The sequence below is a fragment of the Streptomyces sp. NPDC001920 genome (assembly GCF_053594495.1).
In genome coordinates, this window is record NZ_JBSFEP010000010.1 from 1 (window position 1) to 12,892 (window position 12,892).

Sequence of the window (12,892 nt, forward strand, 5' to 3'; positions counted from 1 at the left end):
TCGATGTAGCCCAGCGGATTGATGAGGCTCTGCAAACCGACGGTATTTTCGAGCGCCTTTGGCGAAAGCTCATCAAGGAGCAGCCGTATACGGAGCACTTCGCGCACGTGGTGGAGTTGGAACGGCTAGCAACTGAGATCAGCGAGTACGCGCCGATGGTGGTGCCCGGCCTCCTACAGACGCCGGAGTACGCGCGGGCGGTGTTTCTGGCCAACAATCCGTTCGCCACCGACGAGTACATCGAGGAGTTGGTCAGAGGCCGCATGGACCGGGCTCGGACCCTCAAGGACGCTGCACGGCCCGTGTATTGGGCGGTGCTCCACGAGACTTCCCTCCGCGTCCCGGTGGACAGCACGGCGGTCATGGCCCGCCAACTCGATCACGTCGCCGCGCTGGTGCGGGAGCGCACGGTGCTGGTTCAGGTGCTGCCGTTCTCGGCTGGGGCGCACGCGCAGATGGGCAAGATGATGAAGCTCATGGAGTTCGAGGATGCCCCACCAACTGTCTATACAGAAGGCGTGTTTTCGGGGACTTTGCTGGACAATCCTGCCGTGGTGAAGCGAACCCGAGCGCATTACGATCTCCTCAGGGCCACCGCACTGTCGCGGGAGGACTCCCTGGCCCTGATCGAGTCGGCAGCGGAGGACTACAGACGATGCGAGAGTACGACCTGAGCAACGCCCGGTGGCATAAGAGCACCTACAGCGGCGGCGCCGGCGGGGAGGACTGCATCGAGGTAGCCGACGGAGTCCCCGGCACCGTCCCTGTCCGAGACACCAAACTCGCCCCGGACAGCCCCGTACTCCTCTTCCCCGCTCACGCCTGGGACAGCTTCGTCACGTCTATGAGGTGACCCGCGGAGCCGTCTGCTGACGCTCCGCCTCCGCCCACAGGTCGTTGAACTGGCTGACGTGGTCCTCGATATGGTCCGGTTCGGCGTTCAGCAGCGTGCTGTCCGGGTTGTTCTCCTGGTCCGGCTTGGTCTCGTGGCAGAGTTCGCCGTCGAAGACGATGAAGTCGCTCACCCTGGGGTTGGACTCCATCAGCGACCGCACCGCGATCCGCGCGTCGATGCCCCGTCGCCGATGGTCGTCGCACAGCGCCCTGAGCTCCGGCGTGACCTCGTCCTCGGTCCGCACGATGAACAGGCGGCGGATCTCCACGCCCCGCTTCTTGATCGCCTTCTCCTGCGCCGCGAGGTACCGCTCGGCGGGCCCGCTGGTCCAGAACTCCCGGTCCACCGAGGTGCTGGTGGCGTCCAGGGTCATCTTGACGCAGTCGGTGATGTCGATCAGCCACTCGTGGTTCTCGCCGGGGCAGTCCGCGCTGCCGCTGCCGAGGCCCTCCATCATCTTGGCGAGGCGGCCCAGCTCCTTCTCCGCGAAGGCCTGCATGATGTCGCCGCCCTGTTCACGGACCTTCGTGTACCCGAGGACCAGGCGCGTCACCTCCTCGGACCGCAGCACCGAACCGTCCACCTGGCTGAACAGCTCGGTCGCGGCGAGGATCTCGGCGAAGCCCTGGTCGACCTTCTCGAACCGCTCCCCGAAGTCCACCAGGTACTGCACGATCAGCACCGCGCAGCCGAGGACGATGGACATCGTCCATTCCCAGAGGTTGTCGTCCTCCTGGTTCAGCAGACCGCTCAGCAGGAAGGTCACGGCACCGGCCACACCCGCGACCAACACCCTGAGCAGGACCTTCGACCTCTGTGGGTGCTGAACCCGGGGCGCGGTCCTCCCGTTGCCACCGGCCCCTAATGGCGCTCCGCTCATGTCTCATCCCCCGTCGGTTTCTGGTTGTACCGCTCCTCAGCGCGCGTCACTGAGCGTCTGGTGCGGCGTCGCTACGGCCTGGAGGGCCAGTCGATCTCTGATGCGCCGGCTCAGGTTCTCCCACTGGCGGGAGAACCCCGGCTTCTCTTCCAGTACGTCCCACAGGTGGCCCAGCGCGGGGTCCACGTGCGCCCGCGGCATCCACAGATGCAGCAGATGAACCACGACCGGATGGAGCACCTCGACGACCGACGGCCCGTCCGCCGCGCCGAGACGGCTGTTGTCCAGCATGTGCTGAACTGTTGTCAAAAGCCAGTCGTGCAGGGCGAGATCCTCGCACAGGCCCGCCACCGAGGCGGCCGGGACACCCGCCGGGAGCCGTAGCTCCATCGTCCGCAGCCCGCCCTCGGCCACCGTGAAGTTCACCAGGGCGGCACGCTCCCGCTCGGGCTCGCGTCGCGCGACCCAGCGCAGCCGCGTGGGGCTGGACTTGAACGGGACCCGGCGGTCCAGGAACGCGTGCCGGCGGAGCTGTGCCAGCAGGCCCTCGGCGATCATCCCGAGGTCGAGTTCGCCCTTCCCGGCGCCGCGCAGCACTCCCTCCGCGGTGGCCTGCTGGGGCAGCTTGCCGAAGGGCTCCACCAGGCCCGGCCGTACGAGGTACTGGCCCCAGGGGCGCCGCAGGTCGGGTCCGGCCGACGGGGCGCTGAAGTACGCCGTCGACTGCAGCAGGCGGCCCTCGGTCAGCGCCGCGCGGGCGGCCACCGTACCGACGGCCCGGACCTTGCTGCCGTTGGCGGTGGGCAGCCGGCAGTCCACCCCGGTGAGCACCTCGGGGGACAGGGCGTACATGGTGGGCCGTTCGGAGACCCGGACGTGTTCGTCCGCGCGCAGCCTGAGCAGCTGGGCGGCGGCCCTGCGGTCCAGTGCCTGGAAGGACGGCAGCAGACAGGTGCGCACCTCACCGCAGGCGAGGACCGAGCGCGCGGGCTGTCCGGGGGCCGCCGTCATCTCAGGACTCCTCGCTCTCGGAGGAGTCGCCGGGCTCCTCGTAGAAGACGTAGGTGGCGCGCTGCGCGACCGCCGCCGGTACCGGTATCCCCTCGTCGCGGGAGCGCTTGTCGACCTGTTTCAGCGCCTCGGTGTCGACGTCCGTCTGGTCGAGGATGAGCCGTACGGCGTCCTCGACGGCGAGGAACCGGTTCGGCATGAGGGTGCAGGTGCGGTAGGCGCTGAAGGGCGCCTTGGTGTCGGTGAGCCGGATCAGCGGCGGCAGCCGGTCCCAGTCGTGCGGGAAGTCCGCGCCCTCCCACTCCTGCGGCACCAGCACGGGCTCCCCAAGGTGCCGCAACAGACCCAGCCGGGCCAGTTGCCAGACGGCGGCGAGGAAGGGGCAGGACCACAGGCGTTTGCCGTCCTTCTCGGACCACAGCTCGACGTCCATGAACACCGAGTGGTTGCGGGCCGCGGTCTCCTGGGGCGGTTCCCAGCCCTTGACCGCGCCCAGGGCGCTGCGGGACCCGGTGGGCGTGCGCTGGCCGTTGGCGAGCCAGCCGGTCTGGCTGACGTGCGGGCGGGAGCCGTAGCTGCCCGGCGGCGGCGACTCGACGAGGCGGTGCATGACGGCTTCCGCGAGCTCGACGCGGTCGGCGACCGCGCACGCCGACTCACGGGCCAGGTAGTCGATGACCAGGCCCGCCTTCTCCGCCTCCCCGATCACCATCGGGATCAGCTCGTCCGGGGTGGAGAAGCGGGTGAAGTAGTCGTCGACGAGGAAGCAGGTGCTGATGCGCGGCCGCTTGCTGCGGCGGGCGGCGGAGGCGCGTACCGCGTCCGCCCAGACCCGCACCTCGGCGAAGTGCTCGCCCAGCCGCTTGGGCCCCGCCTCGAAGTCCTCCATGTAGAGGTGGCCCAGCTCCAGGGAGAGGTGGGACAGCGGGACGGACTGGGTGCGCGGCTCGGCGGTGGTCTCCTGGAACACGGCATCGCTCACGCCTGCTCCCAGAACTTGTCGTCGGTCAGACGTGCGGCGAGTTGGCTCAGCGCCTGCCAGGTCTCCTGGTTGGCGATCTGGCTGTCGAGCACGTCCTCGTCGGTGATGAGCTGCTCCCGCCACTGCAGGACCGGCTCCAGCGGCACGGAGCCGAGCACCAGGCTGTAGCCGATGCCGTGGGTGGAGGCGAGCTGCTTGAGGTCGCCGTCGGTCTTGCGCATCCACGCCGACTGGGTGGGCGAGACCTGGGACCACAGCGGCGACTCGGGGTCGGGGACGGCGGCCCGTACGAAGCGGATGGCTGCGCGCAGCGCCTCCTCGTCGTGGCCGCGGTCGACGCCGCCGGCGACGATGCCGCGCTTGCCGAAGACCAGGCTCGCGGCGGCCGCCACATGCTGGCGGGTCCAGCGGTGGTAGACCAGCCAGCGGGCCGTGACCTCGCTCATCTCGGGCTGTGCGGTGGCCTCCAGGACCATGTCGACGGCGTAGGAGCGTCCGGCGCTGAGGTCGACGACGACCAGGTCGAACTCGTAGTAGAGGGTGGTCAGCAGGTCGACGCACCGGCGCAGGTTGTCGTCGCTGATGGCGAACTCGCCGCCGCTGACGTCACCGGGCATCAGCACCAGGCGGCCGCAGCCGGGCGGCGGGAAGCGCAGCACCTGGTGCTCGGTCTCGGCCCAGACGTCGATCCGGGCCGGTTCGCTGACCTCCCCTATGAGGTAGGCGTGCAGTCCGCGGTCCTCGGTGGCCCGACGGGCGTCACCCACGTCGAAGACGGCCGCCGCGGTGGGCGAGCCGAAGTCGAAGTCGAGGTAGCACACGTCGTCCCCGGCGAGGGCACGGTGGTAGGCGAGATTGGCGCTGGTCACGGAGCGGCCCGTGCCTCCCTTGTCGGAGGCGGCGAAGATCAGCACGGTTCACACTCCCCGGTCCGCGGCTTCGCGGGCCCGGGCGAGCGAGTCGAGCTGTCCCAGCACGTCGAGCGCCAACGCGTATGCCGTACCCGGCTGTTCGTCCACGAGGCCGCGCGCCCGGCGCAGTTTGACCTCGATGTTCCTGAGCTGCATCCCGTGCCTGCCGTCGTCCTTGGGCGCGGGTTCCATCTGCTCGTTGCCGAGCAGGTGGGCCGACTCGCTGAGCAACGCCCGGGAGAGTTCGGTGAGTTCGATGCTGCGGATCGGTGGCTGCCGGTACATCTCGTACGCCTGCACCATGACCTCGGTGACCCGCTCGGTGATGCTCCAGGACACCGGCACCCGCCGCTTGAGGATCTCCGCCTGGGGATAGGCCGCGTGGATGTTGTCCCACAGTCCGACGCCCTCGCCGTCGCGGATACGGCGCTGCCACATGTGGTCGAAGATGTCCTCGGCGAGTCTGAGCAGCCGGTCGTGCGAGGCGAGGCTGCGCGAGAGCGTGCACAGCTGGACGGTCCGCTTCAGCAGCTGTGCCGAGAAGTCGGTCATGGCCCAGGTCATGGGCGGGCCGAGCCGCTCGCTGCCCTGGAGCGGCAGGGCGACACCGACGTTGTGCAGCGCCTGCACCATGGGGTCGTCACGGGTCATGCGGCTGGTGATGCGGCCGCGTTCGGCGAGGCGCTCCATGACGCCGACGGTGCGGGTCAGGTCGTCGTCGGTGGCCCGGCGCCGCATCAGGTCGTGGACGAGGATGGCGGCGACGGAGAGGGAGAAGTACTCGGACTCCAGCTTCTGTCCCGTCGTACGCCAGGGAATGTCCTCCAGGGGCCAGCGGTCCTCGTCGAAGCGGGCGATACGGGACCAGTACTGCTGGGTCAGCTCCCACCGCAGGCGGAGCGCCTCGGCGAGCTTCTGCTGCTCGGTGTTGAGCAGTCCGAGGGTGAGGGTGCGGTCGGAGAAGAGGTCCTGGATACCGTCGAGGGCGACCACGGTGAAGTACAGGTACGGGACCGCGTTGGCGACGCCCTCGGGCTGCGAGCCGATGGGTTCGCTGGTCTCGACCTCGGGGGCGTCCTTGACCATGGTCCACGCCCAGCCGCACTCGAAGAGCTGGTTCTCGTCCTTCAGACCTTCCTGGACGTCGATGCCGAGGAAGACGCTCTCGTTCAGCGCCGCGCGCAGCGAGCGGAAACGGTTCTGGAACTTGCTCAGCACCTGCCGCTGCGACAACCGCCCCTGACCGAGGAGTTCGCAGAGGGTACGGCCCTGGGAGGAGTCGGTGTCGAAGACGTTGACCGTGAAGGAGCGCAGCAGGCTCACCATGGCGGCGGTGAGGCGGTTGCTGGTGGCCTGGCGCAGGTCGGAGATCGTCTCCTTGATGTCGCTGCGCCGGGTCCTGGTCTCGTAGATCTTGAGGAAGCCGAGTGTGGCGAGGCACAGGGTGATCGACATGGAGAACGAGTCGACCACGCCGAGTTGGCGTTGTTCCTCGGTGAGCTCCTTGGTCTTGTCCGCGGATCCGAAGTAGTAACCCCCCGCGAAGGTGGGCCGCTTGTCCTCCCCGGTGTGCGTCCGCATGAAGTCGGCCGCGGTCGTGACGAGGTTGGCGGGAACCTCCAGCCGCCCGCCGGCTCTCCTCAGGACCTGCTGGACGTCGTCCTGTGTCGTGTCCGGGTCGTCCAGACGGAACGCGGGGATCTCGGTGGCGGGGTAGAGCAGGCACAGCAGCCGCTCCGCGTCGGCGACACTGCTCTCCTTGCCCCACTCGCCCCACTCCCACTCTCCCCCGTCGAAAGAGTGGCGGGCGACCGCCTGCCAGATGTCCAGCAGATGCTGGCGTGGCTTGATCTGCATCCCATGCCCCTCACACAGACCGCACTGCCATCACTTGAGGAATGGCCCTCTTCTGTTGTGAAGATTCACCGGCCCGTGGAGGCCGGTGAATCGAGACCGTGAATCGAGACCATGGGATCCGGACCGTTGGCGCGAAACCATTGGATCCGGACCGTTGAAATCGATACCGGCGAGTCGTACCAGTGGACCAGGAGCGGTCAGTCGAACGGAATGATCCCGTCCGAATAACGTCGCCAGCCATAGGCGACGATCATTCCCGAATATCCGTCGCGCACCTGGGCCTTGGATTCGAGCCGCTGAACCTTGAGGTCGCCCGCGAAAGCCTCAAGGCTCGCACGCACCTCGTATTCTCCCACGTCACACGCCGGGAAGAAATGCTCGCCCGCGTGATATCCCTTCGAATGTGCCATGAAGGCGGCGGCGAAGGGAGCGCCGGGAGCCAGCGCCCGCATGAAACGTTCGACGCCGAGCATGAACTCGCGCAGGGACGCGGTCATCGACTCGGCGACGAAGAACATGGTCCCCACGGACCACCGTCCCTCGTGCCGGACGAGATCGAAGATGTCGCCCTTCTCGACCCTGACGACCTTGCGGAAGCGCTCACGCGGGTCCATGTCCAGGGAGCCGTAGGCCTCCTTGCGGCACAGGGCGGCCCAGAACTTGTCCCAGTTCTCCTCGTAGGAGTCGACCTGGCTCGCGAGGTACTCCACGTTCGAGGCGGAACGGTCCAGGAGGGTGATCTCGTCGCACCAGGGCAGCATGGCCAGTGCGGGATACAGGTTCACGCCCGCGCCCACGTCGATCCCGGAAACCGGCCCGACACCCTGCTTCCGGAAATGATCGCCGAAATGATCCCGGATGATGTGCAGGATCTCCGCGTCCTCCGCCTGTAAGTCGCGGTAGTTGTGATCAAGGTAGGCGATCGAGTCGAATGCCGCGTCCCATGGCACATCGGCATTCTTCAACTGGACGCCCCCCGACGATCTCTGGGTCATTCCACCAACGGTACCAAAAGGAGGCGCATCGGGAGCGCGTTGGGGCATAGGCATCATGCGGTCTTGAACAGGCGGAACCGCGCTGCTCAAGATGGGCGGACCGCTACTGAGCACCTGAAACGGGCAGACAACGGGCACTCACCCGCACGAGTGACTCCATTCCATCACACAGGGGGCGGACGATGGCGCTACCGGAGGAACGTTTCCCTTTTCCGGGTAACCGCACCGACCAGGCGTTCTTCGCCGACCGCGCCGACCGGCCGCTGGACATGCGAGGGGCCACCGAAGCCGACCTGAACGAACTGCTGCGGGTGGACAGGGAGGTGTTCCCGGACGATCCGTACCCCTACTTCGTGCTGCGCCAGCACCTGGACGTGCACGGTGACCGCGTCCTCGTCCTCGACGACGGGGAGTGCCTGCACGGCTATGTCCTCTTCGTCACCCGGTCGGACGGCTATGTGTGCTGGGTCCTGAGCCTGGCCGTCAGCGCCGACCAGCGGGGCCGGGGACTCGGCAGGCGGCTGATGCTGGAGGTGCTGGGGCGGTTGCGCCGGGAGCGGGTGCGCGAGGTGCGGCTCACCGTGGAGCCGACGAACGCGGCGGCGATCATGCTGTACCGGTCCCTGGGGTTCGCGGCCGAGGGCGGAGTGCACCGAGATTACCTGGGTCCCGGTGAGGATCGGCTGATCATGACGCTGGAACTGGGCCTGGGGTAAACCCCACCCCGCAGACCCCACCCGGTAAACCCCCGTAAGAACAAGGGAGTTACCGGGATGTGACGCCTCGTCAAGCTCGGACAGGCTGCAGGCATGAAGCAGATCACGAAGAGTGCCGCCCTGATCGCGGCCGCCTCCGCAGTCGTCTTCGGACTCGTCACCCCGCTCACCGCGTCCGCCACCGGCACGCCCGCGCCGCTGAAGTGGACCGCGTGCGAGGGCGAAGGGCTCGATCCGCGGCAGGAGTGCGCCACCGTCTCCGTACCGATGGACTACAGCGACCCCGGCGGCCCGGCGATCGGCGTCGCCGTCTCCCGAATCCGCAGCGAGGACCCGTCGGCACGCCGGGGCGTACTGCTGGTCATCGCGGGCGGGCCCGGAGGAGCGAGCCTCCACGACCTCTCGGACAAGGCGCGCGGTCTGCCCGAGGAGGTACGGGACGCCTACGACCTGGTCGGGTTCGCACCGCGCGGCAACGCGCCCTCCGCGCCGGTGAGCTGCGACCTGGACCGGACCGACCTCTCCCTCACCAAGTCCCGCCCGTGGCCCGCCCCCGGCGGTTCCGTCACCGAGAACATGGCCTACGCGCGGCGTGTGTCCGAAGCATGCGCGCGCAACGGCGGAGAGCTGATGCGGCACATCAGCACGAAGAACAACGCCCGTGACATCGACCGCATCCGGGCCGCGCTCGGCGAACGCCGGCTGTCGGCGTGGGGCGACTCGTACGGCACGTACGTCGGCGCCGCGTACCTGGAGCTGTTCCCGCACCGCACCGACCGCATCGTGCTGGACAGCAACGACCACGCCGACCCGGTGCGGGCGGAGCGGGCCTGGCTGCAGGCGTTCGAGGCGGGCGTCGAGGACAACTTCCCCGAGTTCGCCGCGTGGGCCTCCGCGCCGGGCAACCCGTACCGGCTCGCCGACACCGCCGCCGAGGTGCGCCCGCTCTTCCTTCGCCTCGCCGCCCGCCTGGACCGCGAGCCGATCCCCTGGCCCGGCGCCAACCCGGCGGAGCTGAACGGGAACGCACTGCGCCAGACCATGCTGGACAGCTTCTACGACCCCGAGGACTACCCGGTCCTGGCCGAGCTGATGCTGGCCGCGCGCAAGGGCACGGTGCCGCCCGCGCCGACGGCCCCGCCGGAGCCGGTGCTGCAGAACGGCGCCGCGGTCGGCGCCGCGACCATCTGCAACGACGCCGCCTGGCCCAGGTCGGCCGCCGTGTACCGCAAGGGCGTCGCCGAGAGCCGGGCCAGGTTTCCGCTGACCGCGGGGATGCCGCGGAACGCCATGGTGTGCGCGGCGTGGCCGTGGCAGCCGAAGGAGGCGCCGGTGCGGGTCACCGACCGCGGCCCGTCGAACGTCCTGCTGATCCAGAACGAGCGGGACGTCGCCACCCCGTTGAGCGGCGCCCTGAAGCTGCGCGAGGACCTCGGCAGGCGGGCCGTCATGGTCACCGTGAACTCCACCGGCCACGGCGCCTACCTCGCCAACGGCAACGCCTGCGGCGACGCCGCCGTCTCCCGCTTCCTGGCGACCGGGAAGCGGCCGGGCGAGGACACGTACTGCTCCTAGGTCAGCGTTCCACGAGGGGGGCCGGGGCCTCCTGGACCGTCCAGCCGTTGCCGTCGGGGTCCTGGAAGAAGAAGTAGGAGTTCCAGCTCTCCTCGCCCCGGCCCGGGGTCCACCCGGACGCGTCCATGTGCATGACGGGGGTCACCTCGACCCCTCGTCCCAGCAGCCCCGCCCGTGCCGTGTCGATGTCCATGACACAGAGTTGGAGGCCCCGCAGCGAGCCGGGGGCCGTCCGGCGCTGCCCCGGGGGTGCCGGCATCCCGGACTCCAGCACGATGGAGCAGCGGGAGCCGGGCGGGGTGAGCTGGACGAAGCGGCCGACGCCCGCGTAGAACGGCGCGTCGATGTCCGCGCGGAATCCGCACCGGTCGGTGTAGAAGTCCTTGGCGAGGTCGACGTCGGTGACCGGCACGACGATCACCTCAAGGGTCCAGTCCATGCGCGCACCTCCTCAGCCATGGTCTCCCCGCGGCCCGGTCCGTGCCCGTCGGCCGTCACGCCCCACCGGCGCACACCGCCGCCCCCGGGCAGCCGTACGACGACCCGGCCGGCCGACCACGACCTCAGCCGAAGCGCCGCACGTACCGTCGCTGCCACGGCGTCTCCACCGCGTGCCGGTCGTAGGTGCGGCGTACGAAGTCCACGGCCTCCTCGGCCGGTACGCCGTCCAGGACCGCCAGGCAGGCCAGTGCCGTGCCGGTACGGCCGCGGCCACCGCCGCAGGCGACCTCGACGCGTTCGCCGGCGGCCCGCTCCCAGACTTCGGTGAAGGCGGTGCGGGCGGCCGCGCGGTCGGCCGGGAGGCGGAAGTCGGGCCAGCGCAGCCAGTGGGACTCCCAGGGCACCTCGGGCGGCTGCTTGCCCAGGAGGTAGAGGGCGTAGGTCGGGGCGGGTGCCGCCGGGTCCAGGGGGTGGCGCAGGCCCCGGCCGCGCAGCAGGCGTCCGGACGGCAGTCTGAGGACGCCGGCGTCGGTCTCGTTCCAGTGTTTCTCGCTCCCCATGGGCCCATTCGAACCGAGCCGGGCGGGGCGGGCAACCGAATCCGTGGCATCGGTGGTCTGTGGGGCGAGGGAGGGTGCTTGATGCAGGCCGAACAAGAGGCCCAGTTCCAGGAGTTCGTCAGGGCGCGGTGGTCGCACCTGGTGCGGACCGCGTATCTCCTCACGGGTGACGCGCACCACGCCGAGGACCTGACGCAGACGGCGCTGGCGAAGGCGTACCGCTCGTGGCGGCGGGTGATGCGCGCGGACAACCCGGAGGCGTACGTCCGGCGGATGCTGGTCAGCTGCAACAGCGACCGGTTCCGTAAGCGCCGGGTCACCGAGGCGCTGACCGCCGTCCCGCCGGAGGTCGTGGGACGCGACCAGGGCTACACGGAGGTGGACGAGCGCAGCGCGCTGTTCGGCGCCCTGGCCCGACTCCCGCCCCGGCAAAGGGCAGTGGTGGTGATGCGCTACTGGGAGGACCTGTCCGAGACGGAGGTCGCCGAGGTGCTCGGCTGCTCCGTCGGCACGGTCAAGAGCCAGGCCTCGAAGGGGCTGGCGAAGTTGCGTACGTATCCGGGGCTCGCCCGGATGACTCCGGCGGGACAGGGAGGCAGCAGGTGAACGCGGAAGAGCAGCGGCGAGGAGCGCGCGGTGAGGAGGAGTTCGAGGAGCAGTTGCGGGAGTTGCTGACCGAGCAGGCCCACACGTTCCGTCCGCCGCCGGACCCGTATCCGGCGATCCGGCGCCGGGGCGTGGCCGAACGGCGGCGCCGGGTGGCGGCGGCCGGGGCGGCGCTGGTGACGCTGGCGGCGATGCCGGTCGGGGCGTACGCGCTGGGCGGCGGGAACACGGCCGGGTCCGCGGCGACGAGCCCGACGCCCGCGGTCGGTGCCGCGCGGTCCCCGTCGCCGACGGCGGGCGGGCCCGCGCGGCCGGCCACGGCGGGGCAGCTGCTGGACGGGTTCACCTTCGAGCAGGCGGCGGACGGGCTGGAGAGCTGCCTGGCCTTCGAGGGGGCGAGCAGCGGCCCGCCGAGCGAGCTGGGCACGTCGGACGGGTACCGGGTCCTGCTGGCCATGCGCAGCACCGGCGACTCCAACGCTCCCGGCGACGGCATGTACGTCGTCGCGGTGCGGGAGAAACCGGAGCGGAGCTATCTGATGTGCACCGTCGTGGACGGCCAGGCCCAGGGCATGACCGGCTTCGGCGACGACACCGCCGTCCTTCCCGACGAGGGCCCGGTCTTCGTCGACCCCAACGGCAGCCGGCTCTACCAGCAGTCGATCCTCGACCGCGGCGACTGGAAACTGCCGTTCCGCTGGGGCGTCGTCGGCACGGTCGAGCCGTCGGTCGCCCGGGTGACGGTCTCCTACGGCGACTCCAGCAGCGAGGCCGCCCTCGACCACGGCTCGTTCGTGGCGTCCGGCGTGCTGAACGAGCAGGTCACCGAGGCACCGCACATCAAGGGCTACGACGCCGACGGCAAGCAGGTCTACGACTCCGACGAGGACAAGTACTACCAGCGGACGCTGCCGTAGCTTCCCCTCGTCATGTCCGTCGGGCGGGGGCGCCGCACAGGGGACGGCGCCCCCGACCCGTCACGAGGGCCGCGGTGCGCCCGGCCGGTTCCTGAGCGGCCGGGTCACCTGCTTCTCCAGACACGAGGGGATGCCCCCGGTGGCGTCGCCTTCCCGCGACTGCTTGCGGTAGGCGCTCGGCGACATGCCGACGAGCTCGGTGAAACGGGTGCTGAAGGTGCCCAGCGACGAGCAGCCGACCTCGAAGCACACGTCGGTGACACTGAGATCGCCGCGGCGCAGCAGCGCCATCGCGCGCTCGATGCGCCGGGTCATCAGGTAGCCGTACGGCGACTCGCCGTAGGCGGCGCGGAACTCCCGGCTGAGGTGCCCGGCCGACATGTGGACGCCGCGCGCGAGCGCCTCGACGTCCAGCGGCCGCGCGTACTCCCGGTCCATCCGGTCGCGGACCCGGCGCAGCGCGGCGAGGGTCCGCAGGCGCTGCTCCTCGGGCATCGGGTGGCTGGGGCTCACTCCCGTATCTTCCCGGGCCGGCTCCCACCTCGT

The 12,892-nt window shown here is 69.9% G+C and carries 15 protein-coding genes; 6 read left to right on the forward strand and 9 right to left on the reverse strand.

Going from position 1 to position 12,892, the window contains the following annotated elements; genetic code table 11:
* Both ACWCPI_RS18135 and ACWCPI_RS18140 read left to right on the forward strand, forming a co-directional pair.
* Nucleotides 1-674: DUF5753 domain-containing protein (locus ACWCPI_RS18135; protein WP_451039061.1), on the forward strand; the 674-nt coding region annotated here is incomplete at its 5' end.
* Nucleotides 656-853 carry a DUF397 domain-containing protein gene (locus ACWCPI_RS18140; protein WP_451039062.1) on the forward strand — a complete coding sequence of 66 codons (198 nt, stop codon included), beginning with the start codon at nucleotides 656-658 and terminating at the stop codon, nucleotides 851-853. The genes ACWCPI_RS18135 and ACWCPI_RS18140, both read left to right, overlap by 19 nt.
* Here ACWCPI_RS18140 and ACWCPI_RS18145 read toward each other — a convergent pair.
* The 6 genes from ACWCPI_RS18145 to ACWCPI_RS18170 all read right to left on the reverse strand — a co-directional run bounded on the left by ACWCPI_RS18145 (nucleotide 843) and on the right by ACWCPI_RS18170 (nucleotide 7,531).
* Nucleotides 843-1,688: a DUF6879 family protein gene (locus ACWCPI_RS18145; RefSeq protein ID WP_451039063.1), complete on the reverse strand. Its 846-nt coding sequence runs from the start codon at nucleotides 1,686-1,688 to the stop codon at nucleotides 843-845. The genes ACWCPI_RS18140 and ACWCPI_RS18145 overlap by 11 nt on opposite strands.
* Before the next feature lie 123 nt (nucleotides 1,689-1,811).
* Nucleotides 1,812-2,786 carry an SCO2521 family protein gene (locus tag ACWCPI_RS18150; protein WP_451039064.1) on the reverse strand — a complete coding sequence of 325 codons (975 nt, stop codon included), beginning with the start codon at nucleotides 2,784-2,786 and terminating at the stop codon, nucleotides 1,812-1,814.
* 1 nt (nucleotide 2,787) lies between these two features.
* Nucleotides 2,788-3,768, reverse strand: a complete 981-nt coding sequence (locus ACWCPI_RS18155; protein ID WP_451039065.1) for an SCO2522 family protein — start codon at nucleotides 3,766-3,768, stop codon at nucleotides 2,788-2,790.
* The gene (locus ACWCPI_RS18160; protein ID WP_451039066.1) at nucleotides 3,765-4,682 is read right to left on the reverse strand and encodes an SCO2523 family variant P-loop protein; all 918 of its coding nucleotides are present in this window, start codon (nucleotides 4,680-4,682) and stop codon (nucleotides 3,765-3,767) included. The genes ACWCPI_RS18155 and ACWCPI_RS18160 overlap by 4 nt, the downstream gene beginning before the upstream one ends.
* 3 nt (nucleotides 4,683-4,685) lie before the next feature.
* The gene (locus ACWCPI_RS18165; protein ID WP_451039067.1) at nucleotides 4,686-6,536 is read right to left on the reverse strand and encodes an SCO2524 family protein; all 1,851 of its coding nucleotides are present in this window, start codon (nucleotides 6,534-6,536) and stop codon (nucleotides 4,686-4,688) included.
* Between the two features lie 197 nt (nucleotides 6,537-6,733).
* Nucleotides 6,734-7,531, reverse strand: a complete 798-nt coding sequence (locus ACWCPI_RS18170; protein WP_451039068.1) for an SCO2525 family SAM-dependent methyltransferase — start codon at nucleotides 7,529-7,531, stop codon at nucleotides 6,734-6,736.
* 182 nt (nucleotides 7,532-7,713) lie between these two features.
* Here ACWCPI_RS18170 and ACWCPI_RS18175 point away from each other — a divergent pair, with 182 nt between their 5' ends.
* Nucleotides 7,714-8,247 (forward strand): GNAT family N-acetyltransferase, encoded by a 534-nt coding sequence (locus ACWCPI_RS18175; protein ID WP_451039069.1) that lies wholly within the window; start codon nucleotides 7,714-7,716, stop codon nucleotides 8,245-8,247.
* 93 nt (nucleotides 8,248-8,340) lie between these two features.
* A complete protein-coding gene (locus ACWCPI_RS18180; protein WP_451039070.1) occupies nucleotides 8,341-9,822 on the forward strand; it encodes an alpha/beta hydrolase in 1,482 nt (493 codons plus the stop codon).
* Between the two features lies 1 nt (nucleotide 9,823).
* Here the strand turns inward: ACWCPI_RS18180 and ACWCPI_RS18185 are convergent, their stop codons facing one another.
* Nucleotides 9,824-10,261, reverse strand: coding sequence for a VOC family protein (locus ACWCPI_RS18185; protein ID WP_451039071.1), 438 nt, complete (start codon nucleotides 10,259-10,261; stop codon nucleotides 9,824-9,826).
* A gap of 124 nt (nucleotides 10,262-10,385) precedes the next feature.
* Nucleotides 10,386-10,823, reverse strand: coding sequence for a protein-tyrosine phosphatase family protein (locus ACWCPI_RS18190; RefSeq protein WP_451039072.1), 438 nt, complete (start codon nucleotides 10,821-10,823; stop codon nucleotides 10,386-10,388).
* An 81-nt stretch (nucleotides 10,824-10,904) separates the two neighbouring features.
* Here ACWCPI_RS18190 and ACWCPI_RS18195 point away from each other — a divergent pair, with 81 nt between their 5' ends.
* Both ACWCPI_RS18195 and ACWCPI_RS18200 read left to right on the forward strand, forming a co-directional pair.
* On the forward strand, nucleotides 10,905-11,429 hold the full coding sequence (locus ACWCPI_RS18195) for a SigE family RNA polymerase sigma factor (protein WP_451039073.1): 525 nt from the start codon (nucleotides 10,905-10,907) through the stop codon (nucleotides 11,427-11,429).
* Complete coding sequence (locus tag ACWCPI_RS18200) at nucleotides 11,426-12,346, forward strand: hypothetical protein (RefSeq protein ID WP_451039074.1); 921 nt, start codon at nucleotides 11,426-11,428, stop codon at nucleotides 12,344-12,346. Before ACWCPI_RS18195 ends, ACWCPI_RS18200 begins: the two co-directional genes overlap by 4 nt.
* A 60-nt stretch (nucleotides 12,347-12,406) precedes the next feature.
* Here the strand turns inward: ACWCPI_RS18200 and ACWCPI_RS18205 are convergent, their stop codons facing one another.
* Entirely contained in the window at nucleotides 12,407-12,841 is a 435-nt protein-coding gene (locus tag ACWCPI_RS18205) for a helix-turn-helix transcriptional regulator (RefSeq protein WP_451039301.1), read from the reverse strand.
* Nucleotides 12,842-12,892 lie beyond the last annotated feature (51 nt).

Bases quoted from the DNA above. Each gene is read 5' to 3' on its own strand.
- ACWCPI_RS18180 (WP_451039070.1), top strand. From the start codon at position 8,341: ATGAAGCAGATCACGAAGAGTGCCGCCCTGATCGCGGCCGCCTCCGCA.
- ACWCPI_RS18140 (WP_451039062.1), top strand. From the start codon at position 656: ATGCGAGAGTACGACCTGAGCAACGCCCGGTGGCATAAGAGCACCTAC.
- ACWCPI_RS18170 (WP_451039068.1), bottom strand. From the start codon at position 7,531: ATGACCCAGAGATCGTCGGGGGGCGTCCAGTTGAAGAATGCCGATGTG.
- ACWCPI_RS18165 (WP_451039067.1), bottom strand. From the start codon at position 6,536: ATGCAGATCAAGCCACGCCAGCATCTGCTGGACATCTGGCAGGCGGTC.
- ACWCPI_RS18205 (WP_451039301.1), bottom strand. From the start codon at position 12,841: ATGCCCGAGGAGCAGCGCCTGCGGACCCTCGCCGCGCTGCGCCGGGTC.
- ACWCPI_RS18175 (WP_451039069.1), top strand. From the start codon at position 7,714: ATGGCGCTACCGGAGGAACGTTTCCCTTTTCCGGGTAACCGCACCGAC.
- ACWCPI_RS18190 (WP_451039072.1), bottom strand. From the start codon at position 10,823: ATGGGGAGCGAGAAACACTGGAACGAGACCGACGCCGGCGTCCTCAGA.
- ACWCPI_RS18195 (WP_451039073.1), top strand. From the start codon at position 10,905: ATGCAGGCCGAACAAGAGGCCCAGTTCCAGGAGTTCGTCAGGGCGCGG.
- ACWCPI_RS18150 (WP_451039064.1), bottom strand. From the start codon at position 2,786: ATGACGGCGGCCCCCGGACAGCCCGCGCGCTCGGTCCTCGCCTGCGGT.
- ACWCPI_RS18185 (WP_451039071.1), bottom strand. From the start codon at position 10,261: ATGGACTGGACCCTTGAGGTGATCGTCGTGCCGGTCACCGACGTCGAC.